General features: G+C 67.5%; 27 protein-coding genes and 1 pseudogene. 17 read left to right on the top strand and 11 right to left on the bottom strand.

Annotation, left to right across the window (positions count from 1 at the left end; all coding sequences use genetic code 11):
* Window positions 1–62: 62 nt before the first annotated feature.
* On the top strand, window positions 63–590 hold the full coding sequence (locus tag BMW88_RS15160) for a hypothetical protein (RefSeq protein WP_089951364.1): 528 nt from the start codon (window positions 63–65) through the stop codon (window positions 588–590).
* 178 nt (window positions 591–768) lie between these two features.
* The gene (locus BMW88_RS41850) at window positions 769–942 is read left to right on the top strand and encodes a hypothetical protein (protein ID WP_177221116.1); all 174 of its coding nucleotides are present in this window, start codon (window positions 769–771) and stop codon (window positions 940–942) included.
* Between the two features lie 152 nt (window positions 943–1,094).
* Here BMW88_RS41850 and BMW88_RS15165 read toward each other — a convergent pair whose 3' ends face one another.
* From BMW88_RS15165 to BMW88_RS15170, 3 genes are all read right to left on the bottom strand, one after another.
* Complete coding sequence (locus BMW88_RS15165) at window positions 1,095–1,445, bottom strand: YidH family protein (protein WP_089951365.1); 351 nt, start codon at window positions 1,443–1,445, stop codon at window positions 1,095–1,097.
* 718 nt (window positions 1,446–2,163) lie between these two features.
* Complete coding sequence (locus BMW88_RS41855) at window positions 2,164–2,301, bottom strand: hypothetical protein (protein WP_177221117.1); 138 nt, start codon at window positions 2,299–2,301, stop codon at window positions 2,164–2,166.
* A gap of 60 nt (window positions 2,302–2,361) precedes the next feature.
* Window positions 2,362–2,601: a hypothetical protein gene (locus tag BMW88_RS15170; RefSeq protein ID WP_089951366.1), complete on the bottom strand. Its 240-nt coding sequence runs from the start codon at window positions 2,599–2,601 to the stop codon at window positions 2,362–2,364.
* Between the two features lie 335 nt (window positions 2,602–2,936).
* On the opposite strand from BMW88_RS15170, the gene BMW88_RS15175 reads away from it, so the two are divergent.
* Complete coding sequence (locus tag BMW88_RS15175; RefSeq protein WP_177221118.1) at window positions 2,937–3,245, top strand: STAS domain-containing protein; 309 nt, start codon at window positions 2,937–2,939, stop codon at window positions 3,243–3,245.
* A gap of 358 nt (window positions 3,246–3,603) precedes the next feature.
* A complete protein-coding gene (locus BMW88_RS41860; protein ID WP_177221119.1) occupies window positions 3,604–3,750 on the top strand; it encodes a hypothetical protein in 147 nt (48 codons plus the stop codon).
* 313 nt (window positions 3,751–4,063) lie between these two features.
* On the opposite strand, the gene BMW88_RS15180 is transcribed toward BMW88_RS41860, so the two are convergent.
* The gene (locus BMW88_RS15180; protein ID WP_089951368.1) at window positions 4,064–4,621 is read right to left on the bottom strand and encodes a DUF421 domain-containing protein; all 558 of its coding nucleotides are present in this window, start codon (window positions 4,619–4,621) and stop codon (window positions 4,064–4,066) included.
* A 159-nt stretch (window positions 4,622–4,780) separates the two neighbouring features.
* Between BMW88_RS15180 and BMW88_RS43255 the strand changes: the two genes are divergently transcribed.
* Window positions 4,781–5,086, top strand: coding sequence for a transglycosylase domain-containing protein (locus BMW88_RS43255; protein WP_425434658.1), 306 nt, complete (start codon window positions 4,781–4,783; stop codon window positions 5,084–5,086).
* Window positions 5,087–5,602: 516 nt separating this feature from the next.
* Entirely contained in the window at window positions 5,603–6,121 is a 519-nt protein-coding gene (locus tag BMW88_RS15190; RefSeq protein WP_089951369.1) for a DUF4232 domain-containing protein, read from the top strand.
* 443 nt (window positions 6,122–6,564) lie between these two features.
* On the opposite strand, the gene BMW88_RS15195 is transcribed toward BMW88_RS15190, so the two are convergent.
* The 3 genes from BMW88_RS15195 to BMW88_RS15205 form a co-directional block, all read right to left on the bottom strand.
* Window positions 6,565–6,954, bottom strand: coding sequence for an SRPBCC family protein (locus tag BMW88_RS15195; protein WP_089951370.1), 390 nt, complete (start codon window positions 6,952–6,954; stop codon window positions 6,565–6,567).
* Between the two features lie 319 nt (window positions 6,955–7,273).
* Window positions 7,274–8,638, bottom strand: coding sequence for a sensor histidine kinase (locus tag BMW88_RS15200; protein WP_089951371.1), 1,365 nt, complete (start codon window positions 8,636–8,638; stop codon window positions 7,274–7,276).
* Window positions 8,638–9,321 (bottom strand): response regulator transcription factor, encoded by a 684-nt coding sequence (locus BMW88_RS15205; protein WP_089951372.1) that lies wholly within the window; start codon window positions 9,319–9,321, stop codon window positions 8,638–8,640. The genes BMW88_RS15200 and BMW88_RS15205 overlap by 1 nt, the downstream gene beginning before the upstream one ends.
* Window positions 9,322–10,178: 857 nt before the next feature.
* Here BMW88_RS15205 and BMW88_RS15210 point away from each other — a divergent pair.
* From BMW88_RS15210 to BMW88_RS41865, 10 genes are all read left to right on the top strand, one after another.
* Complete coding sequence (locus BMW88_RS15210; RefSeq protein WP_089951373.1) at window positions 10,179–10,793, top strand: NAD(P)-binding protein; 615 nt, start codon at window positions 10,179–10,181, stop codon at window positions 10,791–10,793.
* A gap of 84 nt (window positions 10,794–10,877) precedes the next feature.
* The gene (locus BMW88_RS15215) at window positions 10,878–11,462 is read left to right on the top strand and encodes a DUF2243 domain-containing protein (protein WP_245777794.1); all 585 of its coding nucleotides are present in this window, start codon (window positions 10,878–10,880) and stop codon (window positions 11,460–11,462) included.
* Entirely contained in the window at window positions 11,462–12,280 is an 819-nt protein-coding gene (locus BMW88_RS15220; RefSeq protein WP_089951374.1) for a cytochrome c oxidase assembly protein, read from the top strand. Before BMW88_RS15215 ends, BMW88_RS15220 begins: the two co-directional genes overlap by 1 nt.
* A 732-nt stretch (window positions 12,281–13,012) precedes the next feature.
* Window positions 13,013–13,597, top strand: a complete 585-nt coding sequence (locus tag BMW88_RS15230; RefSeq protein WP_089951376.1) for a copper chaperone PCu(A)C — start codon at window positions 13,013–13,015, stop codon at window positions 13,595–13,597.
* A 201-nt stretch (window positions 13,598–13,798) separates the two neighbouring features.
* Window positions 13,799–14,149: a hypothetical protein gene (locus BMW88_RS15235; protein ID WP_245777795.1), complete on the top strand. Its 351-nt coding sequence runs from the start codon at window positions 13,799–13,801 to the stop codon at window positions 14,147–14,149.
* 111 nt (window positions 14,150–14,260) lie between these two features.
* Window positions 14,261–15,232, top strand: a complete 972-nt coding sequence (locus BMW88_RS15240) for a glucose 1-dehydrogenase (protein WP_245777796.1) — start codon at window positions 14,261–14,263, stop codon at window positions 15,230–15,232.
* A complete protein-coding gene (locus BMW88_RS15245) occupies window positions 15,229–17,037 on the top strand; it encodes a glycoside hydrolase family 15 protein (protein WP_089951378.1) in 1,809 nt (602 codons plus the stop codon). The genes BMW88_RS15240 and BMW88_RS15245 overlap by 4 nt, the downstream gene beginning before the upstream one ends.
* 36 nt (window positions 17,038–17,073) lie before the next feature.
* Window positions 17,074–17,433 carry a hypothetical protein gene (locus tag BMW88_RS15250; RefSeq protein ID WP_143116085.1) on the top strand — a complete coding sequence of 120 codons (360 nt, stop codon included), beginning with the start codon at window positions 17,074–17,076 and terminating at the stop codon, window positions 17,431–17,433.
* A gap of 48 nt (window positions 17,434–17,481) precedes the next feature.
* Window positions 17,482–17,610 (top strand): hypothetical protein, encoded by a 129-nt coding sequence (locus BMW88_RS44000; RefSeq protein WP_281249404.1) that lies wholly within the window; start codon window positions 17,482–17,484, stop codon window positions 17,608–17,610.
* Between the two features lie 241 nt (window positions 17,611–17,851).
* Window positions 17,852–18,013 carry a hypothetical protein gene (locus BMW88_RS41865; RefSeq protein WP_177221120.1) on the top strand — a complete coding sequence of 54 codons (162 nt, stop codon included), beginning with the start codon at window positions 17,852–17,854 and terminating at the stop codon, window positions 18,011–18,013.
* Window positions 18,014–18,190: 177 nt separating this feature from the next.
* Here BMW88_RS41865 and BMW88_RS15255 read toward each other — a convergent pair whose 3' ends face one another.
* Both BMW88_RS15255 and BMW88_RS15260 read right to left on the bottom strand, forming a co-directional pair.
* A complete protein-coding gene (locus tag BMW88_RS15255) occupies window positions 18,191–19,363 on the bottom strand; it encodes a PucR family transcriptional regulator (protein WP_143116086.1) in 1,173 nt (390 codons plus the stop codon).
* A 374-nt stretch (window positions 19,364–19,737) separates the two neighbouring features.
* Entirely contained in the window at window positions 19,738–20,637 is a 900-nt protein-coding gene (locus BMW88_RS15260) for a class I SAM-dependent methyltransferase (RefSeq protein WP_089951381.1), read from the bottom strand.
* Between the two features lie 215 nt (window positions 20,638–20,852).
* Between BMW88_RS15260 and BMW88_RS15265 the strand changes: the two are divergent.
* Window positions 20,853–21,086, top strand: a pseudogene (locus BMW88_RS15265) (amino acid transporter); the annotation flags it as partial.
* Window positions 21,087–21,183: 97 nt separating this feature from the next.
* Here BMW88_RS15265 and BMW88_RS40955 read toward each other — a convergent pair.
* Both BMW88_RS40955 and BMW88_RS15275 read right to left on the bottom strand, forming a co-directional pair.
* On the bottom strand, window positions 21,184–21,471 hold the full coding sequence (locus BMW88_RS40955) for a DUF202 domain-containing protein (protein ID WP_143116087.1): 288 nt from the start codon (window positions 21,469–21,471) through the stop codon (window positions 21,184–21,186).
* Entirely contained in the window at window positions 21,468–21,812 is a 345-nt protein-coding gene (locus BMW88_RS15275; protein WP_089951382.1) for a YidH family protein, read from the bottom strand. The genes BMW88_RS40955 and BMW88_RS15275 overlap by 4 nt, the downstream gene beginning before the upstream one ends.
* Window positions 21,813–21,871: the final 59 nt, after the last annotated feature.

A 21,871-nucleotide genomic window follows, 5' to 3' on the forward strand; every position in this document is an offset into this window, starting at 1 on the left:
CTGAGCCACGAGCGGATCACTCGGGTTCACCGGCGTCCGCATCTCAGAACAGGAGCACCGTCATGACCAGGAACCGGATCGCCGCTTCGCTGAGTGCGACCGCACTCGCCGTGGGGGTGCTGTGTGGCGTGACCACGCCCGCGAACGCCGTGGGCGGTGGCGACGTCAATTGCGGGGGCACGCAGATCACCACGTACAACCCAGGTCTCACCCTCACCGAACGGCCGGTCCATGTGCACCTGACACGCCATTTCGCGCCGTGCATCTCCCTGAGCAACCCGCAGGTGACTTTCGGCGTGACCGAGGAACGACGTGTCACGACCCTGTCGTGCCTGACCCTGGCGGCGCCCGGCACGGGCACCCGGGAAATCGAGTGGAGCACGGGCCAGAAGAGCGAGTACAGCTACACCCGAACCATCACGAACGTCGGCGGCCAGACCGTGCGCACAGAGACCGGCACCGTTACCTCGGGACTGTTCAAGGACAGCACGGTGATCCAGGTGACCACCCTCGTGACGCCGAACATCCTCGACTGCCTCGGATCCGGAGTCACCAGCGAGTCCGGCCCCATCACATTGACCATCGCCTGATCGGGCTTCCCGCTGGCCCGCACCTCGGGCCAGCGGGGGCGCTTTGAGCGCGCCCTCAGGTCCTGATCAACCTCTACTACGGCTTATCCGGTGGGGAGCGGCACTGTCTGGCAGAACACGGCCTATCTACCCGACGTCAGCCGCACAGTTGGTGATTGCACTGCCTGGCGAGCAGGCGATGCGACCGCAGCTGCCCCCTGGCGCCATCGTCATGATGAGCTCGAAGTCTGCCTCCGAGCACCGGCGGCAGCGCCGACAAGCAGGCGCCGGTGACCAGCAGTGCGAGGGCGAGCAGAACTGGAGGCCGCGCGTCGAGCCGTCGGCGCCGGCCGGACAGAACCAGGGCGAGTGACAATCCAGCGGTGCGCACCGCAGGAAGCGTCGCCAGGCCCCGCCCGTGTCGCGCCGCGGCGCTCACCGGCAGCAATGGGCACGCGGCTGAAGCGAGTGCGGAGCGGTTCCGGGCGAGGTCCGTGCGTTCGGATTGCAGGCCGAGGTCTCGGTTCACCCGAGCACCACCGGCGCTGCGTCGAACAGGGCCATGAGCAGCACTCCGCCCGCGAGCACGCCGACCAGCCGACTTCGCGGCAGTGGCGCACCCGCCCGCATCGCCTGCTGAACGCGCCGCCACCGGGGATAGCTGCTGACGGCGACAGCGGCGGCGAGAATCACGCACATCAGAGCCAGCGCGGTTGTGGCGCCGGGAACGTCGAACGGCGGTACGAACTGACGTACCGCCACACCGGCGACGAGCAGGCCCAGGGGAGTGCGGATCCACGCGAGGAAGGTGCGCTCGTTGGCGAGCGTGAAGCGGTAGTCCGGCTCGTCGTCCGTTGGTTCGGCCACGGTCGCCATCCTCTCCGTCGTCTCCCATCGCCTCAGAACTGCGTGCCGGAGACTGTGCCGCTCCGGTCCGGGCTCTGGAAATCCAGATGGTGACGGTGACAGCGGTTCGCGCGGACGGTGAACGTGACGATTGTGGATCCGTCCTACGCGGCCACCCGGAGCCTGCTACGAGACCGGGAGGAGGCCCATCACAATCGACCGCCTTGTTGTGCCCGCATCTCCAGGATCTCCGTGACGAGCCCGTTCCCGCGTTCGGCCGGACTGAACGATTGCCGGCATGCTGGTCGGATCGGGGGATTTGCGCTAGGTCGACGACCGGTGTGCGGACCTTTCCAGTCGCTCGTCGGGCTTGGTCGGCTGGGCGGGAGGGTGATTCCCCTGCGCACCGCCCCACAAGCCGCAGGTGTGGCGTCGACAGCTCTCATTGCAGCGATGAGGCGTTGTTCAGCTGGTGGAGCACTCGGCTGACTCAGCGTTCTCTGTCTTGCGAGGCAACCGGAAACGCGGAGTTCACTTGAAGCCGACGCGATTGTGAGGAGGCCACGACGACGACCTGGCCTCGGTCCGGCAGGCGGTGCGGTGCGGGCAATCGCCCGACGGAGTGCGTGCCCGCGCCAGAGTGAGAACGACGCCCGGAGGTCTTGACTCCGTGACGCCTTGGACATCGGTAACTGATGGCCACCGCGAGCAATCCGGCGAGGAGGATCGCAATGATCGCCATCGCGATCTAGCTGTCCCAAGTCGTCAAGGCGAGCACCGCCGCCGGCGCTGCCACCAGCAGGAGCAGCAGAGCGGGGAGGCGAAGGTTGCCGCCGCTGCCGAGCAGCACGCGGCGCACGATGTCAGCTTTGCAGAGCGGTGCCACGTTCGCTGCGTCGGATGAGTGATCACAGGTAGCGGAGCACGTGGCTGAAGGAGGGCTCCTTCAGAAGCCGCAACGCGCTGTAGCCCTCCCTGCCGAGCACAGGCTGCCCAGACGATGGCGGGCGAGCTGGTGCAACATCTCGCTGAGAGCTTCGGGAACGATCTGTCCCTCGAGATCATCGCGGGCCTCCAGGACAGTCCTTGTCACGACGGGCCGGGCGATGACACCGCTGAACTCCGCTGCAAGCCCGTTCGTCACCTCCATGACGTGCCTGTCGGATCGTTCGGCTTCGACAGCCATCCTGCTTCCTCCTCACGTCCTCGTTCACGTCCATCTTGCGTCAAGTCACCGCCTCGTGACCTGACGAGTGGCTGACGATCCGGATCAGAAGGATGCACCGAGCAAACTTTGCGTGATCGTAACGACGATCTGCATTGTTCAACGAGTCCATTTCAAGTTCATGCCTGACGTGCAGGAAAAGTGGTGCGTGGGCAGAGAAGGGCTACGGTTGGCATCCGTGACCCAGATCGTTCCATCGAGACGATTGGAAGCGCGCCATGCCATGTCTCCTTGAACTCGCCGAGTCCGAGCGGATGACGTTGCGAGGTTGCGACAGCACCACGGCGTCTCAGCGGATGCTGCGGGTGCGCAGCAGCCGGCCTGAGCCGACACGGACGATCGTCGAGCTGATCGGTGAGGTTGACATGTCGACGACCTGCGACTTGGCCGCACAGCTGCACACGCATCTTGAAGAGTCGCGGCGGCTCGTCATCGACATGTCGAAGCTGAGGTTCCTGTCGGCCAGTGGCCTGAATGTGCTGGTGGCGGCGAGCAACGACGCGCGCGAACGTGGCGTCCCGTTGTCGCTGAAAGGTGGTGACGTCGTGCAACACGTGTTCGAGGTGGCGGGTTTGCGGGCGTACTTCGATTTCGTCGACGGCTAAGAAGATCCGTCTGCGTCCTGGGCGGGACCGGGGCTGGAGAAACCGCCGGCTGCCCCCGATTCGTTCGGCTTCTTCGGCACCGCTGCACCGGCGTAGGTGAGGCGTCACGGCCGAGCGGCTGGTGCACATCGAGGAACATCCGTTCGGCTCGCGTTTGAGAATGCCGGTCCCGATGCCGTGCTTCAGCCCCTCGCGGTCACGGCGTTGCAGGCGATGCAGAGAGGTCACGTAGTGCACAAGCGGCGGTAGCAATACCAAACCGATCCCTGCGGCAGTGCTCGGTCATGAACCGCTGCGCGAATGGGGAGAGTCTCTGCTGCAAAAGGTCAAGGGACGATGCCAGGAGCGTCGTCCGGGCGTGGAGATCGAGACGTTGGTTGAGCTCGGCGATCCGGCGGGCATGGTGGTTGAAGCGTCCGGCTCCGCAGCCGTGGTCGTGGTCGGGCCGACAGGGCCGAGCAGACTCGACCGGTTCTCGGCTGGTTCGATCACTGCACCGGTGTGAGCGTCCGGTGGTCGTGGTGCGAGAACCGGGAGATGCGGCGGAACCGCGGACTGTCGTCGGCGTGGACAGCTTGCTGCCTGGTACCTCCGTCACCGCTCTGCAAGTGATCATGGCTGGCTTGAGTGCCGCGATCACCTATCGGAACCGCGAAGACCGGGAGACGTCCGAACGGTGAGTCTGCCTGCTGGACGCGTACCTCCGGCGGACCGGGGAATACCCCGGCCTGCCGATCCAGCTTCCTCGCGTGGACGGCCCAGACCGTGTTTTCACCGGCATCGTTGACGCCGCGATCGCGCATTTTGAAGCGATCGGCTCAACACGGCTCGCGATCGGCCTGGCGGCGCCCGGTGAATCGGTCACACGGCACATCCGGCACGTTGTCGAGTGTGTCGAGGCTTCCGGCAGAGCTGATGGGGACGACGCTGAAGGTGCCGTCGGTCTCCAGAACGACCGCCGCGACCTGGTCGAGTCCGCCCAGTCCCTGCGCGCGTACGGCCTGGAGCACTTCGGCACGGTTGACCCGCTGGTCACGCAGCACGTCGTCGCGCAGACTTCCCCGCCACACCAGCAAAGTGGGGGAGGATTTCACCGTTCGACGGACCAGCGGTAGCCGCACCGAGGTCCAGGCGACGGCGAACTGCGCGCCGACGAGCAGCGCCAGCGCCAGGACACCCTCGGCGAGTGCTACGTCGGAAGTGAGCAGGACGGTGGCCAGGGTAGAGCCGAGCGCCACGGTCACCACGAGGTCGAAGGCGTTCATCTTGGCCAAGGTCCGCTTGCCCGACAGCCGCAGCAGGAGCACGAGCGCCGTGTAGGCGCATATGCCGACGATCACCACTCGCAGCAGTCCGGTCCAGGAGTCGAAGAGCATGCTGACGCCTACCCCGCTGCACGCAGACGACACATCGGTGCCAGTTCTGGCGACGGAAGCCTTGGCGGTGCTGATGCCACTCACCGCCGCCGACGGCCGGACGACGACTACCCGAGCAACAGCTTCTCCGGGACGGCCGCAAGGTGGCCGCAGGAGATTTTGACCCGCTACCTCAACACGGTGCCGTTCGGAGCCTGGACCCATGGCGTCGCGGCAGCGGCGCATACGTACTTCGGCACCACGCCGGAGGATTTGACCGTGCCGCAAGCCGCTCTTCTCGCCGCGCTCGTGAGCAGTCCGGCCGCCCCGAACCTCGAACAGTTCCGGAGGTCGCCCTGCAGCGCCGCAACCTCGTCATCGACTGCATGGCGGGCTACGGCATGGTGCGCCGCGACTCGGCGGAAAGGGCCAAGAAGACGCCCTGAGCGTGCACACCGTTACGTCGGTTGCCCAACGGGTGTGTGACCCGCCGATCCTGTCGTCAGTGGCGGCACCCGGTGTGAGCCGACGTCGACAGCCCAGGTGGTCGACCGGCACGGCAAGGCTTGAAGCTTCCGGTGCCACCGTGCGAGCAGGCCGTGCCGGAGCCGGTCGCCAACGCACTGGCCGCGGCCCTGAGCGATGACGAGGACTGGGCACCGCGGCGAACGCGGCCCGACGCCACGGGTGGACCAGGTCGATGATCGACAAGACGGGTAACGCGGGGGAGTGCAGGCCCGGTGCTGTGCCTGACCGGCGATCTCCACGGCGGGACACTGCCCGCTCTCACTTGGTTCGACGCGATGACGGAGGTCCACGCCGGCACACCCGCGAAAACGCTGCCGTGCCGCTTGACCACCGTGCGAAACGTACCGGTGGTGGCTGACTCGTACTCAACCCGATCGGGTGGTCCGACCTTGCGGCTATCTGACGGGCCGAGACCTGGCCAGGCGGCCGGGGTATCCGTAAAGCGAACCCGACGGCGAAAACAGGAGCGAGCGAATGTTTGACAACACCACTCGAACAGGACTGTCGACCGCCGCGTTGTCGTTGGTGGTCGCACTATCAGGCGCGTGCGGTGCCGCCACGGCGAACAAACCGGCCGCTACATCCAGCAGCATGGACGCCGAGCCTTCGCGCGATGCCGAAGTGGCGGAGAAGTGCGTGACCGCTGGGCTGCGCGTGCATCTGGGCCCCGGCAACAACGACATGCAGGGCGCCCACGTGCCACTGCGCTTCACCAACACCACCGCACAACCGTGCACTTTGCATGGGGCACCGGGTGTCTCTTATGTCACCGGTGAGGGCGGAGAGCAGATCGGTCTGCCGGCGGAGCGCCACCTCGACGGGCCAGTGGTGACCCTGGCTCCCGGGGGAACCGCGTCCGCAGCCCTGTTCCTGTCCAACGCGCCACGCAAGACGCCGGATTGTGAAAAGGTGCGTGCCGGCGGCTTGCGCATCTACCCGCCGAACAGCACCCAACCGGAGTTCGTCGGACACGACGCCACGGCGTGCGCGTAGCCGCTGGACGGTCCGTTGCTGGAGGTCGGGCCGGTTCGTCCCGGAGCTGACAACACCAGGATCTGAGATCGCGTCCTCCGCGCGCCGGGTGAGCGGAATCGGCGTCGAGTTCCGGCATCGTCGGCGGTGTCGCGGTCGATTTCGAGGGTGCCCTCGCCCGTCCGGCGCGTTCATCCGCACGCTGACGGGCGATGTGCGCTGAGGCTCAGGCCTCGGGGAGCCGTCCGGCCGGCGCCGGTGAGGGCCAGGAGGTGCTGACCTGGTGGGCGGCGATCGCACCGATCGAGCTGCCGGCGAACCTCCGTACCGATCCCCCAGCGCTTCAGCACTCGCCGTAGCGTCCACGAACAACGGCAACCAGTGGAACCCCGGTCGTGAGCACGGCCTCGGTGAGCACCGACGACGCCCGTGCCGCGACCACGGTGGCGTGATCACCGGGCGGGTTAATGCATTGCTCGTTTGGTATGGCACTCGGCCGCCACAACCGATTCGAGAGCGTCGAGCGCTGCGTGGACCCAGGTGTCGACCGCGCTCCGCGACGCTCCGGGTGGGCCTGTCAGCCGCACGTGCACCGCGCTGCGACCAGCGGTGAGCCGGAGTACTTGGACGATGCCGTTGCAACTGGTCGTGGTTTCGCTGCCCCAGCTGATGCGCAGCCGATCCCAGTCGATGGTGACCTGCCGCTCGACGTCCACGTCGGCGTGCAGACCGGGCAACCAGAGGCGAATCAGGCGCGGACCGAACAACTCGACCTCGATGGGGTCAGGCAGCCAGGTGGCCATGTTGTCGAGATCGGAGAGGACGTCGAAAACGGCGTCCGCGTCGGCTGGCATGGAACGGCTTTGGCTCAACAGGTGCGTCCTTCCGGCGGATTCCTTCCATACTGGCCGAATTTCCCGCCGGTGCGCCTGACGAGTGGCTAACGATCGCTTGCCGCGCCGGGTGAGGGTGTGGGCGCCGTCGGGGTGGCGGGCACACTCGGCGAGGTGGGGGTGGTTGAAGTGGTCGCTGGCGTCGAATGACGTCGTTGCGTCACGACGGGCGTAGCCGCCTCGCTGTGCACGGTTGGCGTGCCCAGCGGCTCTGGTTCATCCTGTGTGGACACTCCGCACGCGGCAGTGAGGAAGCACGCGGTCGCGGCCAGGACGGTTCTCATGCGACGGCCTCCGGAAGTTCCACGACGAATCGCGCTCCGCCGCCAGGGCGGTTCTCCACCCACACCGTGCCATGATGGCGGCGAACGTGCTCGGCGACGAGCGCCAGTCCGAGTCCGCTGCCGGTGTCGGCACCGCGGCTCCCTGCTCTGGCGCCACGGGTGAAGCGTTCGAACACCTGGGTCCTCATGTCACGCGGCACACCTGGTCCCGCGTCGTCGACCTCGAGCCGGACGTTGCCGTTCTGGTGGAGTACGGCGAGCCGGATCGCGCCCCCGGCGTGTTGCTCGGCGTTCTCGATGAGGTTGCCGATCACCCGGTCGAGACGGCGTCGATCGCCGAGCACCAGAGGTGGCGGCGGTTCGACGACGATCTCGACCGCCTCGCTCAGCCGCGAGGCCGCGGCGCCGAGCACGAGGCCGCCGACGTCGAGTGGCTCGAAGTCCTCCCGGTCACCGTCCTGGTCGGCTCGGCTGATCTCCATCAGGTCGACCACCATGCGGGCGAATCTGTCGACCTCGGAGGTGAGCAGGCCGAGCGCCTTGCCCGCAGTGCCGGGCAGTTCAGCCTGCCTGCGCCGGAGCACCGCGGCGGCGTTGACCATCGTCGTGAGGGGTGAGCGGAGTTCGTGGCTGACGTCGCCCGCGAACCTGGCGTCGCGCAGCACGCGTTGCTCCAACGCGTCGGCGGTGGTGTTGAACGTGCTGGCGAGGGGACCGAGGTCGGGGTCTGTCTGGTCCGGCAGCCGTGCCTTGAGGTCGCCGCCGGCAATGCGCGACGCGGCGGCGGTCAGCTCGGTCAGCGGTCTCAGCGCGCGCTTGCTCGCCCACGAGCCGAGTGCCACGCCGATCATGCCGCTGAGCACTGTTCCGGCGATCAGCAGACCACTGAGGAACCGGAACGTGCGGTCGAGCTGGACGAGCTGGAAGAGCTCGACGTAGACGCCCTGCCCGTCTGCCAGTGATTGGGCCACGGCGATCACCGGGATGCCGTCAGCGCTGAGACGTTGTCTGGCAGGGGTGCCTTCGCGTGCCATCGCGATCAGATCCTCGGGTACTACGGCGGGGTCGACCTGCCGTCCGCTCGTCAGCACCTCGTTCCCGCGGAACAGCATGATCGTCGAGTCCGGGTTGGTGGTGAGACCGGTCAGCAGTTCGGTCAGCCCGTCGGAGTTGGTGCGGACGGCCCCTTCGACCAGCCGCAGGTTGACCTCCGCCTGGCGTGTGGTGGCCTGCACCCGCTGCCTGAGCATGTAGTCCGACGCCAGGTTCCACGTCGCGATCGCCAGCAGGCTGGTGACGAGCAGCGAACCCAGGCCCAACGCGGCGGCCACTCTCCAGCGCAGCGAGAGCCGGGGCACCATCACCTCGGTGGGCCAATCTTGTAGCCGGATCCGCGCACCGTCAGCACGAGCACCGGGTCGTCGGCATTGTGCTCGACCTTGGTGCGGAGCCTGCGGATGTGCACGTCGAGCAGCCGCGTGTCGCCGTAGTAGTCATATCCCCACACCCGCTGCAACAGTTGCTCCCTGGTGACTATGCGCCCGCCCGCCGCAGCCAGCTCGGCGAGCAGGCGGAACTCCGTCCGGGTCAGCTTGATCTCCTCGCCGCCGCGGTGGACGACGCCCTCGTCCGGCCAGATCTCCAGGTCTTCGACGCGGTAGGAGAGGTTCTCCCTCGGACCGCCCCGGCGTCGCAACAGCGCCCGGATGCGCGCGGCCAGTTCGCTTGCCACCAGCGGCTTGGTCACGTAGTCGTCCGCGCCGGCCTCCAGCCCCGCGATGACGTCCGGTGTGTCGGTGCGTGCCGTCACGATGATGATCGGCAGATCGCCCTGGGCACGCAGCCTCCTGCACACCTGCAAACCATCCACACCGGGCAGCATGAGATCGAGCAGGACGACGTCGAACGAGCCGGTGTCGAGCCGGCTCAAGGCGTCCTCGCCCGAGACGGCCTCGTCCACGGCGAAGCCCTCGTCCGCGAGGGCCAGGCCGAGTGCCTGCCGGATGCGCTCGTCGTCGTCCACGAGCAGCACGGAGAAATCCATGTGCCGCTTTTCCTCGTTGGTTTTCAGTGCTGCTTCTATCACGTTGTCATGGTGACCGCATGGCGGCGGAGCTGTATGCCTTCGCAAGGAGTTCGTAAGGTTGCAAAATGCACGCTTCAGGCATGCTTGGCGCGGCGGGTGAACGCCCGTGGTCGGCGCGCGCCTCCGTGCGCCGGAGAAGGTCAGACGTCTGCTGGCGAGTCGTGGTGGCGTCTGTCCCAGACGACGAGAGGCCAGAACCAGTCGTGACAGGCATGCCCACCACCGACAACGGCATGGCGGGAACGATTCTGGTGTGTGACGGGTGCGGGCGGTCGCGCCGTACCAGCGCTACGGGTCTGTTCGCGTGGGATCTGCTCTGGTTGCAGGCCGATCAGGCTGGTTGGACGGGCTCTGACAGGCCGTTGGGACCGCACTACTGCCCCGTCTGCGTCGATAACGACTAGACAACATTTGTGCGGCGCAAAAATTGCGCCCATCCCGATGATCCGTACAGCTTCGTGTCAGTGCACCGAGTTCGACTGGTCGTCGTCCAGTGGTGCGTGGAAGTGGTGCGCGACCAACTCCGATTTCCGGAGGCGGTGAGCAGGATCGATTTGGTCGGCGGCCTCGTGACGGTCTCCGTCGCGGGCGGGACTGCGTGAGCGGCGGGCGTCCGCGCCTCTCCCGCTCACCGCGACGGTGAGATCACATCGAAAGGGCCTCGCAAGGTCGCACGCAGCAGGTTTCCGACAGAATGGCGGAGGCGGACGCGAGCCGGTCAGGGCGAGCGTCCGCGCCAACCGCCACGGGAGATCCGGGTACCGGCCGACAGGATCGGCGGCCGGTACCCGCCCGCCCAAGATGAGGAACGTTCGATGCGCTCACACGCCGTGCTCATCGGCTACAGCGCCCGCGGCCGTGTCGTCCTGAGCACGCTGTTCACCGCAGGTCATGTCACGGAACTCACCGTCGTCGACCCTGACCCGGAACGCGTTGCCCAGGCCGGTGTGGACGGTGTGCGCGCTGTGGAGGGTGAAGGCTGGCGCCTGGAGGTCCTGCGGTCGGCCGGCGCCCACGCGTCGAACCACATCGTCGTCGCGGTGCCCAACGATGCTCTGGCTCTGCGCATCACCTCGGTCGTGCGCAGCCTGAACGAGGCCGCCACGATCACCACTCTGGTCCGCAGCACTGAGCTGCACGGGCTCCTCGAGTTCCTCGGTGCTGACCACGTCCTGGTCTTGAACCGGGTCGGCGACTGGGCACCCAAGACGGGAAGCCTCCCGCACGACGAGTTGCCGGGGCTGGAATGGGCCGTGCTGGAACGTCCGGTGATGCAGGACGAGGTGGGTGTCTCGCCGCTGGCGTGTGGCGATGACGTACTGGCCATCATGCGGGACGGTCAGCGGATCTGGGTCGAGGATCCGGAAGCCGGACAGCTGCGCGGTGACGACAAGCTGGTCGTGTTCACCAACACGCTCGAAGAAACCTGAACGGGCACGGCCCGAGTCGTTTATCGCGCCGGTGCGCGGGTAGTCGGTGCGCATGCGGCCGTCGACCGATCTTCGATGTGGACCATGCACTCCATCCGCGGTGAACGGATCCCGCCGATGACGGGTGTGGCAGGCCGGGCCAGTGCCGAGGGAGAGCGGAGAAGGCTGCGGCTACCGGGAATGCTGCTCGGAGCCGGGCTCGGCGGTTTCGTCGACGGCATCCTGCTGCACCAACTGCTGCAGTGGCACCACTTGCTCAGCAGCACCGACACCGACAACATCGGCGTCGAGTACTACGACCCGAAGACCGTGTCCGGGCTGGAGATGAACACGGTCTGGGACGGTGTCTTCCACACCTTGTGCTGGCTGTCGGTACTGGTTGGCCTCGCGGTGTTGCACTCACGTATCACGCACAACCGCCGCGAAGTGTGGACCTCACGTGTCCTGTGGGGTTGGGTCCTGGCCGGCTGGGGCCTGTTCAACCTCGTCGAAGGTGTGATCAACCACCACCTCCTGGGCGTGCACCACGTCCGCGGTGGTCCACACCAACTCTGGTGGGACATCGGTTTCCTCGTGCTGGGCGCGCTGTTGCTGGTCGGCGGCTACCTGCTCCAGCGCCGTGGTCGTCCGGCCGCCGGCGTCGAAGACGGCATCGCACAGGAAGCCTGATGGAGCACGACGTGCATTCGTCCGGGCACGAGGCGGGTGGCATCGCCATGTTGCTCGTGCTCGTGCTCCTCGCATATCTGCGTCTGGTCGGTCGCGCTCGCCGTCGCAACCAGGAACTGGGCTGGAGCAGGTGGCGGGTTGCCGGCTTCACCGTCGGCATCGTCCTGCTCGCCGTGGCCTTGTCCCCACCCGTCGCGTCGTGGGCTCACAGCGACTTCCGCGGCCACATGGTTCAACACCTGCTCATCGGCATGTACGCACCGCTCGGACTGGTGCTCGGTGCGCCCATCACTTTGGTTCTGCGGACAGCGGCCGTGCGGCATGCCCGGAAGCTGACGTCATTGCTCCACAGCCTTCCGGTTCGTCTGCTCGCGCATCCGGCTGTCGCCCTGCTGTTGTCCACGGGCAGCCTCGCGGTGCTCTACTTCAGCCCGCTCCACGACGCGATCACCAGCAGTCCGGCCGGTCACTGGCTGCTGCACGTCCACTTCCTGTTCGCGGGGCTGTTGTTCGCCCACGTCATCGCCGGACCTGACCCCGGTCCCGCACGACCCGGTGTGCGCACCCGGCTGGTGTACCTCGGCTGTGCCATTGCGATGCACGCCGCGATCTCACAGCTGATGTACGGCGGCTTCTGGGTCCACATCGACGCACCGGTCGCCGAGGTCCGCGGAGGTGCGGAGATCATGTACTACGGCGGTGACATCGCCGAGCTCCTTCTGGCCGCTGCTCTCGTCTCGACCTGGCGTCCCGAACGACGTTCGCGGCGGCGTCCGCTCTCCACCACGGAACCAGGAGCCGCGCCTCTGCTCGGGTGAGGCGACGCTCCGCACGCCGATCAGCACCAGGCAGCACGTAGCCCGGATCCGGTCCGAGGCCGGGCTCGTGACTGCGGGAGGTTGGCGGTGAGGGCGGAGTGATGGCCATGGCCAAGGTGGGGGAGGGCTGTGGCGGTACTCGCCGCCGCATGAGCAGAACGTCGTGGCTGATCGCATCCCCAGCTCTCCGGGTGTCCGCGCACAGGCGGTACAAAGCGCAAACGTGATCTCGACTGTCGTGAGCCGATCGTGAAGCTGCGGGAATGAAGCAGTGTCATTTGCGCCAATCGATAACCACTCGATCACGTATGCGTCTGCGGGGCGATCTCACCCGTTCAATGTGGCGCTGCCGGGAACCCCGGTCGTGCTGCCCACAGCGAAGGCGCATTCGATCGGGCACTGTCGGCGAAGCGGTGCGCGGCATGAAGGGCAGCTGAGTTCTCGATGAAAGGGTGAACGAAAATGGGCGACGAGCTTCCTCCAGGTCGAACCTTGGACAGGGTGAAGCTCATCGCGGCGTCGGTAGTGCTCGCCTTCCTGGTGGGACTGCTCTTCGTGGCGATCAACCGAGGCCCGAACGACGCGTACATCGCGTTGGTCGCCTTGGCGATCGGAGGGCTGGTGCTCACGTTGCTCTTCGCACGATCGACGCTGCCTCGTAGGTATCGACCGAAGGCGCGACCTCGGAAGTAAGCATCACCACTCGCACGCGTTGAGACGGAGATCAATCACATGAAGCTGTTGACTGGCACAGTCGTCGTGCTGCTGTTCATGGTCGCGTCGTGTGGTGCGCCTCAGCGCGTGCTGCAGAGCGGTACCGTCGGCGCCAATGGTGAGGCGGGAGACGTGCTGCTGCGCAACATCCACGTAACGCCACCGGGGGGAGACGGTTACGAGCAGGGTGACGACGCGGTCGTGCAGTTCGCTGTGTTCAACCGTGCCGGGGTTGCGGACGCGCTGATAGGCGTTCGCAGCGATGCGGCCAAGGACATCGTCATGCACTGGGACAATGAGTGCGACGGCCAGGCAGAACCGGTGGAGCGCCTCCCGTTGCTGGCCGACGGTGGGGTCACCAGGTTGAGCGGAGCACTGCTGGCCTACCACCTCGAGATGGTCGACCTCTCCCGGAAGGTGCGCGCGGGCACCGACATCGCGATCACATTCGAGTTCGAGCGAGCCGACAGCACCACACTAGACGTTCCGGTGGAGGCCGCCGTGGAAGGAATCGGTCTGCGTCACCCGCGGCGTTGCCCCGTCTCGGACAGCGCGCCACCCGGCAGCCGGCCGGTGCCCTCCTCCACGGAGGCACAGCGGTGAGCACTTCGCCAAGCACGAAGGGCAGGACGTTCGTCGGTCGCCCTCGAGTGCTGGCGAATCTCTTCGGCGTGGAGATCTGGGAACGTTTCTCGTTCTACGGAGTGCAAGGCATTCTCACGATTTACCTGCACTACGCCGCAACCGGGCACGCGGCAGCCGTCCACACCGATCGAGTTCGCTCTCGGTACCGTGATGGTGGGTGTGGCGTTCCTGATGTTCTTGCCGATGGCGGGCGAACGGGGCAACACCACGCCACTGCTGGCGCTGGTGGGCATCCTGTCGGTGTTCGGCATCGCGGAGCTGTTGTTGTCGCCAGTCGGATTGTCGCTGTCCACCAAGCTGGCGCCCAAAGCCTTCCACACGCAGATGGTGGTTCTGAACTTCTTGTCCATCGCGCTCGGTACGGCCACCGCGGGATCGCTCGCGTCCTTTTACAACGTTGGCGATGCGGGTACCTACTTCGCAGTCGTCGGAGGCGCGGCGGTGGCGTTCGGCATGCTGATCGCCCTGGCCAGCCCGTTCATTCGGCGACTGAGGTCCGATGTGCACTGACCTGAAAGGTGAACTCCGCTGATGCGCGCTCTCACGGTCATCCCGCGACAACCGAACACCCTGGCACTGACCGAGCTGCCGGAGCCGGAACCGACCGGTGGCGAGTTGCTGGTGGAAGGGCTGGCCGTGGGCGTGTGCGGAACGGACAAAGAGATAGCCGATGGCGAATACGGCTGGTCACCACCGCAGCACGAGCGCCTCGTCATCGGGCACGAGTCGCTGGGCAGGGTCCGCATGGCAGGGCCGGACACCGGATTCTCCGAAGGCGATCTCGTCGTGGGCATCGTCCGCCGCCCTGACCCCGTCCCCTGCGGAGCATGCGCCCACGGTGAGTTCGACATGTGCCGCAACGGTGAGTACACCGAACGCGGAATCAAGGAACTCGACGGGTACGCGAGCGAACTGTGGTGCGTGGAAGCCGATTACGCGGTCAAGATCGCTCCTGCGCTGCAACGAGTCGGTGTTCTCGTGGAGCCCACGTCGGTCGTGGCCAAGGCCTGGGAGCAGATCTACCGCGTCGGGGAGCGGGCCTGGTTCGAACCACGACGTGTGCTGATCACCGGGGCGGGTCCGATCGGGCTGCTCGCCGCGCTGCTGGGCACCCAGCAGGGACTGGAGGTGCACGTGCTGGATCGCGTGACAGACGGTCCCAAGCCCGATCTGGTGCGCAAGCTGGGAGCGACCTACCACCACGACGACGCCGCGGCAGTGGCTCAGCGTGTCCATCCGGACGTGGTGGTCGAGGCGACTGGTGCGGGCACCGTCGTTTTCGACGTGCTCGCCAATACCGCCGCCTACGGAGTCGTGTGCCTGACCGGAGTTTCATCAGCCGGGCGTCCGATCAGGGTCGACGCGGCGGAGATCAACCGCGAGCTCGTCCTCGAGAACGATGCCGTGATCGGTTCGGTCAACGCGAACCGGCGGCACTACCGGCAGGCCGCTGACGCACTGGCAGCCGCCGATGAGAGCTGGCTCGACGCCTTGATCACCCGCAGGGTGCCGCTGACGCGCTACGCAGAGGCGTTCGAGGCTGGTCCCGAGGAGGTCAAGGTGGTCATCGAACTGGACGGGGCCGGCTCATGACCGCGGCGCCGATCGAGGACTACGCCCTGCTGGGCGACCTTCAGACGGCGGCTTTGGTCGACCGGCGTGGCAGCATCGACTGGCTGTGCCTGCCGAGGTTCGACTCACCCGCCTGCTTCGCCGCGTTGCTCGACGACGCGGAGGCGGGCCGATGGTTGCTGGCGCCGGCGAACGGCGAGCCGTGCACCCGTCGCCGCTACCGGGACGACACGCTGGTCCTCGAGACCGAGTGGGAGACACCGGACGGAACCGCACGGGTGATCGATTTCATGCCGCCGCGCGGCGAAGCCGCGGACGTGGTGCGCATCGTGGAAGGGATCTCCGGCTCCGTGCCGATGCGCATGGACCTGCGGCTGCGGTTCGACTACGGCAACGTCGCACCGTGGGTGCGACGCCAGGACGGTCAGCTTGCCGCGATCGCCGGTCCGGACGCGGTGTGGCTGCACACCCCGGTTCCCCTCGACGAGACCGGCTCGCGTGCCGAGTTCAGTGTGCGTGCCGGGCAGCGGATCCCCTTCGTGCTCACCTACGCGCCTTCACACTGTCCGACACCGCAGGCTGTGGACGCCGAGCAGGCCCTGCGCGACACCGAACGCCACTGGCGCACCTGGATCAGCGGTTGCCGGTACGAGGGCAGATGGGATCGCGAAGTGCGCCGCTCGCTGATCCTGCTGAAGGCGCTGACCTACGCTCCGACGGGCGGAATCGTCGCCGCGGCCACCACGTCACTGCCCGAGGAACTCGGCGGCACGCGCAACTGGGACTACCGCTACTGCTGGCTGCGCGACGCGACGTTCACCCTCCAGGCGCTGCTCGGCACCGGCTTCCTCGAAGAGGCACGCGCGTGGCGGGAGTGGCTCGTCCGGGCGGTCGCAGGCGACCCGGCGAAGCTCCAGATCATGTACAGCGTCGACGGCGCACGGAGGTTGCCGGAGCAGGAACTGCCGTGGTTGTCCGGCTATGCGGGAGCGGCACCCGTGCGCATCGGCAACGCCGCGGCGGACCAGTTCCAGCTCGACGTCTGGGGCGAAGTCCTGGAAAGCCTGCACCTCGCCCGGGAAGCGGGCATCTCGGTCATGGACACGGCCTGGGACGTACAGCGGGCGCTGCTCGACTACCTGGAGGGGCATTGGTCAGAACCGGACAACAGCCTGTGGGAGGTCCGGGGCCCGCGCAGGCATTTCGTGCACTCCAAGGTGATGGCGTGGGTCGGCTTGGACCGCGCCGTGCACACCGTTGAACACCACGGTTTGGACGGACCGGTCGACCGCTGGCGGCAGCTGCGGGACACCATCCACCGGGAAGTGTGCGAGCACGGGTACGACCGGGAACAAGGCACGTTCACGCAGTTCTACGGCTCTCAGGCGGTCGACGCCGCGCTGCTGCTCATACCCCGCGTCGGCTTCCTGCCGTGGCAGGACCCGCGTGTCCGCAGCACCGTCGACGCGGTTCAGCGGCAGCTCTCGGAGGACGGTCTCATCCTGCGATACCGCACGGAGGCCGAAGGCCGTGTCGACGGGTTGCCCGGCGGGGAGGGTGTCTTCCTGGCGTGCAGCTTCTGGCTTGCTGACGCGCTGTCCGGCATCGGGCGCGTGACGGAAGCCGAGGCGCTTTTCGAGAGGCTGCTCGGTCTGCGCAACGACGTCGGCCTGCTCAGCGAGGAGTACGACGTCGCCACTCGGCGGCACCTCGGCAACACGCCGCAGGCGTTCAGCCTGGTGGGCCTCGTCAACACCGCTGGCAGCCTGACGGGGATGACGACAACCACCTCGCCGCACACCGGCACGGGGATCAGTGCGAACTGATGAGCTGGCGGAGAGCTTGGTGTGCAGCCGTTCGCTGTGCGGGTCGAGGCCGATGATCTCGGCCTCGTTGCCGTGCGAGGCGAACCTCGCGGTGACGGCGCCGAGGGTGGCGACGGCGGAGCCGATGGTTTCGACGATCACTGCGGTCTCGCTCCTCGGGGTGTGGCCATCGAGATCAGCGAGACGACCGGGCCGAGAACGAAGAGGAAGATCGGCAGGAACATGTCGGCCACGAGGGTGGACGGGCGGGATCGGCCGGACTTCACGTCGATTGTCGACTGGCTGACCATCACGCAGCCCGTCATACCGCCGAAAGCGGGTGAGCAGCGACTCGAGCAGGCCGACTGCGGCAGCGTCAGTGCGTCGGGAGCGATGCTGGTGAGAGTTCCGGAGTGAACGGGACCATCGGCAGGCCGAAGCCGGCAGTGAGGTGAGCAGCTCGCCTTGACCGCCGACGGTGATGCGCAGGATCTGCGCGGCGAACAGCAGGATCACTCACCGGCTGAGGAGGCGCTGGCGACGGAGGTGAGCATCACCACCGCGGCAGCCCCGGTCGTAGCGGCGAGGCGTTGACAGGACATGTGGTGTCGCATCACTCCTCACTCCTCTGCGCGGGAACGGTTCCGTCTCACTGCACGAGGGATGACCGGTGGAGGGTCAAATCATCGTCGACTACGCCGTGACCATCCGTAAGGGGACGCGACGCTGGGATGATGGGCCAGGCGGTCCTGACGAACGACGCGACCGTCCTGCAAGCCCGGTAGATCAAGCGGGGACGGCCGGGTGCGTTCGCAAGTGACGACGAGGAGCGACAGTGGCGGGAAAAGCGACGATCTTCATCTTGGTGGCCGTTGTGCTGGTCACCGGCACCGCCGTCGTGCAAGGTGCGGGTGCGGCGGTGTCTGCCGCGGTGGGATGTGCCGCGGTGGGGGTGGCGCTGCTGCTGATCGCGCATGTCCAGTCGCGTCGGCGTTGAGATTGCCGACCGGGAACGTTCGGGTGTGCGTGGCGGGGCTCGCAGCAAGTTCGTCGCGTCGGCGGACTTGACGGCGCCACGAACCTCGCGGTTGAGCGAGCCAGTCCTGTGCATGGAACCTTCGGCGGCTGTTGTGGGCGCACCAATGTGCCGCGATCTGTGACGGTCGGCGGTTCATCATCCGTACGGTGGCGAAGCCAGCCCGAACGTTCGCTGTATCCGGGACAACGGCTTCAACGGCCTGCCGCGCTGCTCGGAAGCCTGCTCCTCGGAGTCGGTTCGACACGGTGGTCTTGGACCCGGCGGGGGCACTGTCGAAGTGGGTTGGTCAGCACAGCTGCCGTGGTCCAAGCGGTAGGTGACCGTTCGCACGCCGATGCCGAGGACTTTCCCGGTAGCGGTCGCGACCCGCCCGGAAGCGAAGTACGCATCCAGCGTGTCCACCAGGCGCTCAGCTCCTCCGCGCGCCCCGTGCAACGGCTCGAGCACGGCGGTGACGAGTTCGCCGAGCGCCGCGCTGTCCCGTAGCAGCACCTGGTACACCAGGAGATCCGCGGCTTTGACGAGCCGGTCGGCCAGATCGAGGCGTTCGGCCAGGTCGAGCGCGTTGCGCGCCTGTTCGAAGGAGCGGACCGCGCCACCAGGACCGGACTGCGGCTGACCGAGACCGACCCGCCAGGCGGTGTTCCGTCCCACGACCTCACCAACCTGACGCGCGAACTCCTCGGGTGCGCCGACGAGATCGTGCGGGACGACGCACACCAGCAGGCCCTCGCGTGCGGCCACGAGCACGTGGCGGGAGCTGAACCGCAGGCTCATCGCGGCCTGGACGGTCGACGTCGCCGTACCCGAGCCGAGGAACGACTGAGCTGCGGATGCCGCCGCGACGACGTTCGTGCCGGCGAGCTGCAGCCCGTACCGCTCGGCGCGTTCCGCGAGCTGGCCGAGATCGCGTCCGGTGAGCAGGTCGTCGATGAACTCGTGGCGCAGCAGCTCCTCCCTGCGCATCGTCCAGCGCTGGCTTTCCTCGTACCCCTTGGTCAGCTCGCCGACGGCGTCCTCCGCCGCCAGGAACAAGGCTGCACCGATGTGTTTCAAGGCATCGGGGTTCGCAGAGGCGTGCACACCGGGCAAGGTCGCCCATGTTCGCCCTGCTTCGGCGAGATGCCACTTGATCAGCTCGCGGAGCGGCACGCCGCGTTCCGCGGCGTCGGCACCCGCGTCGTGCAGGTCGCGCCGCTCCTTGGCCGACAGCGTCCTGTTCACCCGGCTGATGTCCCGGAGCGCCTGCACGAACGCCGACACACCCGCGGGCACGTCCTGCGGCGCTGAGCCGGTCGATCTCCTCATCAGGTGACCCGTGCGGAGTCAGGCACGAGAGCGAGGTCGACGCGAACCTCGTCCGACTCGCGGTAGGCCGGCTCGGCCAACGTGATCGCGGTGCGGGTGGTCTTCTCCTGGAGACGTGTGACGAACTGCTCGGAAACCCCGTTGTGGACGTCTGCGGAACAAGGCGGCGGTCTGCGCCACGGTCAGAAGCGTCAACGTCGTCGGCTCGATCGCGTCCAGGTGAAGCACGCGGGTGCGGGCGGTGATCACGACCATGCAGCCGGCGCTGCCGTCACGGGCGTTGCTCACTCAGACGATGATCAGAAGGGCCCGCTCGCCGTGATCCGCCGATGGCCGATCCCGCCGCCACCAGCGCCTCGACATCGGCAGTGGTGTCACGACCTGTCCAGTTGGAAGTGCCAGATGACCTGCGCGGGCCCGCCTGCGTTGGCGGCTCGTGCAGCTTCGGGCACCATGTCGGCCAGGCACCACGGCCACAGCTCCCACGGCCCGAGCTCCCCGAACCCGGCTGCCCGCTCAGCGGGCTCCGGCCATCTGCGGGTCGGCAGGGGAGGTTCCTCGCAGCGGCGCACGTGCAGCCCCACCGGCAGCGCGGCACGCAGGTAGTCCCCGATCAGGTGGCGGTGGGCACTCAGCCGTCCAGGGCGGCCGTCAGCGGTGCGCACGGAGGGAATCGCGCCCTGCGCCACTCGTTCGGGGTGCATGTCGGCGATCACCAGGTGCCCGCCCGGACGGAGAACCCTGGCGAACTCCGCCATCACCGGCTCGAGCGTCGAGACGTGGGTCAGCGCCAAGGTGCACACGATCAGATCGACCTCAGCGTCGCCCACCGGGAGCCGGTGCAGATCACCGAGCAGGAACTCGCCCTGCGGCACCCGAGCACGCGCCCGCGCGAGCATGTCCGGCGAGCCGTCCACGCCGATGACCCGATGGCCGCGCCCGGCCAGGAACTCGGCGTAGCGACCGGTCCCGCACGCGGCATCCAGGGCAACACCGACCGGCAGTGGATCAACGATGTCCTTGATTACGGGCTCGTCGATGTCGAACGCCGAGTTGGGCCGGTCATACGTCGCCGACCACAGCCGATAACCCGTGACCGTGTCGACCCGGTCGACTTCCACAGCAGCGTTGGCCAGCGTCTCGTCGTCCAGCACTCTGCGGATCTCCTCGATCCGGGCCTCCACGAAGTCGCGGTCGAACTCTCCGGTGAACGCGCGCAACAAGGCAAGGCCCTCGAGCCCGAGCAGGTATGCCCGCGGATCTTCGTAGATCACTCGACGGAGCCTAGCGATGGCCTCCGGAGTGAGCCATCGACTTATCGGGGCCGCATCGCTGAGGCCGCTGCGCGGCGCAGCCGGCTCTTGCTCGATGTACCGCGTCGGTCTCCGTGACCATCTCCGCGATCCGGCGCCGTCAGCGTTGGGCCGCGATCGCGTTCACCGTGCTGACCCTCGTGCTCTGCTACGCCTTGGTCGAGAACGTGATCGAGAAGCCCGACAGCCCGGCCACGCCCAACGCCATCGCGGCCATCCTCCTCGCCCTGCGCGACACGACCGGGGTTCGGCCGCACTGCCACTTCGCCTGGAGCGAGGGCAACCAGATGGGGCACCTGTTCCGCTACCTGCTCCTCGGCCGCGGCGACACCGCCCCGGTCGTGCGGGAGATCATCCGCACCAGCGAACCCGACCCGGACCGGCGCCCCGGCATCCACGTCGGCGGGTGATGCGGGCAGCCGTCCAACCAGCGCGTCAGCCTGAACGGACGAGCATTCCCGGTCCCACGCCGATCATGCGGCGGCTGAACGCGACCAAGCCCTGGCGTCAGATCCCCTCGCCCAGAACGAGGGGGATGGCCGACACGCACCCGCCGGTGACGAGGACGGCGAGGAGGAGCAGGACACGCGGCCGGGCGGAGAGCTGTCCGCGACGGCCGAGGAGCACCAACGTCATCGACACCGCGGCTGTGCACACGGCAGGCGGCGTTGCCAGGGCCCAGCCGTGTCGCGCCGCCACGCCCACCAAGAGCAGTGAGCACGCGGCGGCGGAAAGCGCGGTGCGGTGCCACGCGAGGCGCGTGCGCTCGGGCTGCAGACCGGGATCACGGTTCATCCGGCGACCACCAGCACCGCGCCGATCAAGGCGAGCAACAGCACTCCTGCCGCCAGGACACCGACCATGGGGCTGAGCGGCAGCGCTGCTCCCGCACGCATGGCCTGCTGTGCGCGCCGCCACCGAGGGAAGCTGGTGGCCGCGATGAGCGCGGCCAGGAGGATGCACGCGAGCGCCAGCACTGTGGTAGCTCCGGCCACGGCGAACGGTGGTACGAACTGGCGCACCGCGACACCGGCCGCGAGCAGTCCGAGCGCCGTGCGGATCCAGGCCAGGAAGGTGCGCTCGTTGGCGAGCGTGAACCGGTAGTCGGGCTCTTGGTCCGGCGGTTCGGCCGTCATCGCCTCTCCTGGCTGTCGTGAGTGGTTGTGGTCGCGGGTGTCGACGAGTCCGGTGTGGT

The sequence above is a fragment of the Lentzea xinjiangensis genome, from assembly GCF_900110955.1.
Classification (GTDB): domain Bacteria; phylum Actinomycetota; class Actinomycetes; order Mycobacteriales; family Pseudonocardiaceae; genus Lentzea; species Lentzea xinjiangensis.

Coding starts and splice junctions, on each gene's coding strand:
- BMW88_RS15220 (WP_089951374.1), top strand. CDS start 11,462: ATGGAGCACGACGTGCATTCGTCCGGGCACGAGGCGGGTGGCATCGCC.
- BMW88_RS15230 (WP_089951376.1), top strand. CDS start 13,013: ATGAAGCTGTTGACTGGCACAGTCGTCGTGCTGCTGTTCATGGTCGCG.
- BMW88_RS41850 (WP_177221116.1), top strand. CDS start 769: ATGCGACCGCAGCTGCCCCCTGGCGCCATCGTCATGATGAGCTCGAAG.
- BMW88_RS15200 (WP_089951371.1), bottom strand. CDS start 8,638: ATGGTGCCCCGGCTCTCGCTGCGCTGGAGAGTGGCCGCCGCGTTGGGC.
- BMW88_RS15190 (WP_089951369.1), top strand. CDS start 5,603: ATGTTTGACAACACCACTCGAACAGGACTGTCGACCGCCGCGTTGTCG.
- BMW88_RS15195 (WP_089951370.1), bottom strand. CDS start 6,954: ATGCCAGCCGACGCGGACGCCGTTTTCGACGTCCTCTCCGATCTCGAC.
- BMW88_RS15210 (WP_089951373.1), top strand. CDS start 10,179: ATGCGCTCACACGCCGTGCTCATCGGCTACAGCGCCCGCGGCCGTGTC.
- BMW88_RS15245 (WP_089951378.1), top strand. CDS start 15,229: ATGACCGCGGCGCCGATCGAGGACTACGCCCTGCTGGGCGACCTTCAG.
- BMW88_RS15170 (WP_089951366.1), bottom strand. CDS start 2,601: ATGGCTGTCGAAGCCGAACGATCCGACAGGCACGTCATGGAGGTGACG.
- BMW88_RS40955 (WP_143116087.1), bottom strand. CDS start 21,471: ATGAACCGTGATCCCGGTCTGCAGCCCGAGCGCACGCGCCTCGCGTGG.
- BMW88_RS15275 (WP_089951382.1), bottom strand. CDS start 21,812: ATGACGGCCGAACCGCCGGACCAAGAGCCCGACTACCGGTTCACGCTC.
- BMW88_RS15215 (WP_245777794.1), top strand. CDS start 10,878: ATGCACTCCATCCGCGGTGAACGGATCCCGCCGATGACGGGTGTGGCA.
- BMW88_RS15180 (WP_089951368.1), bottom strand. CDS start 4,621: ATGCTCTTCGACTCCTGGACCGGACTGCTGCGAGTGGTGATCGTCGGC.
- BMW88_RS15165 (WP_089951365.1), bottom strand. CDS start 1,445: ATGGCGACCGTGGCCGAACCAACGGACGACGAGCCGGACTACCGCTTC.
- BMW88_RS15175 (WP_177221118.1), top strand. CDS start 2,937: ATGCTGCGGGTGCGCAGCAGCCGGCCTGAGCCGACACGGACGATCGTC.
- BMW88_RS15160 (WP_089951364.1), top strand. CDS start 63: ATGACCAGGAACCGGATCGCCGCTTCGCTGAGTGCGACCGCACTCGCC.
- BMW88_RS15255 (WP_143116086.1), bottom strand. CDS start 19,363: ATGAGGAGATCGACCGGCTCAGCGCCGCAGGACGTGCCCGCGGGTGTG.
- BMW88_RS15205 (WP_089951372.1), bottom strand. CDS start 9,321: ATGGATTTCTCCGTGCTGCTCGTGGACGACGACGAGCGCATCCGGCAG.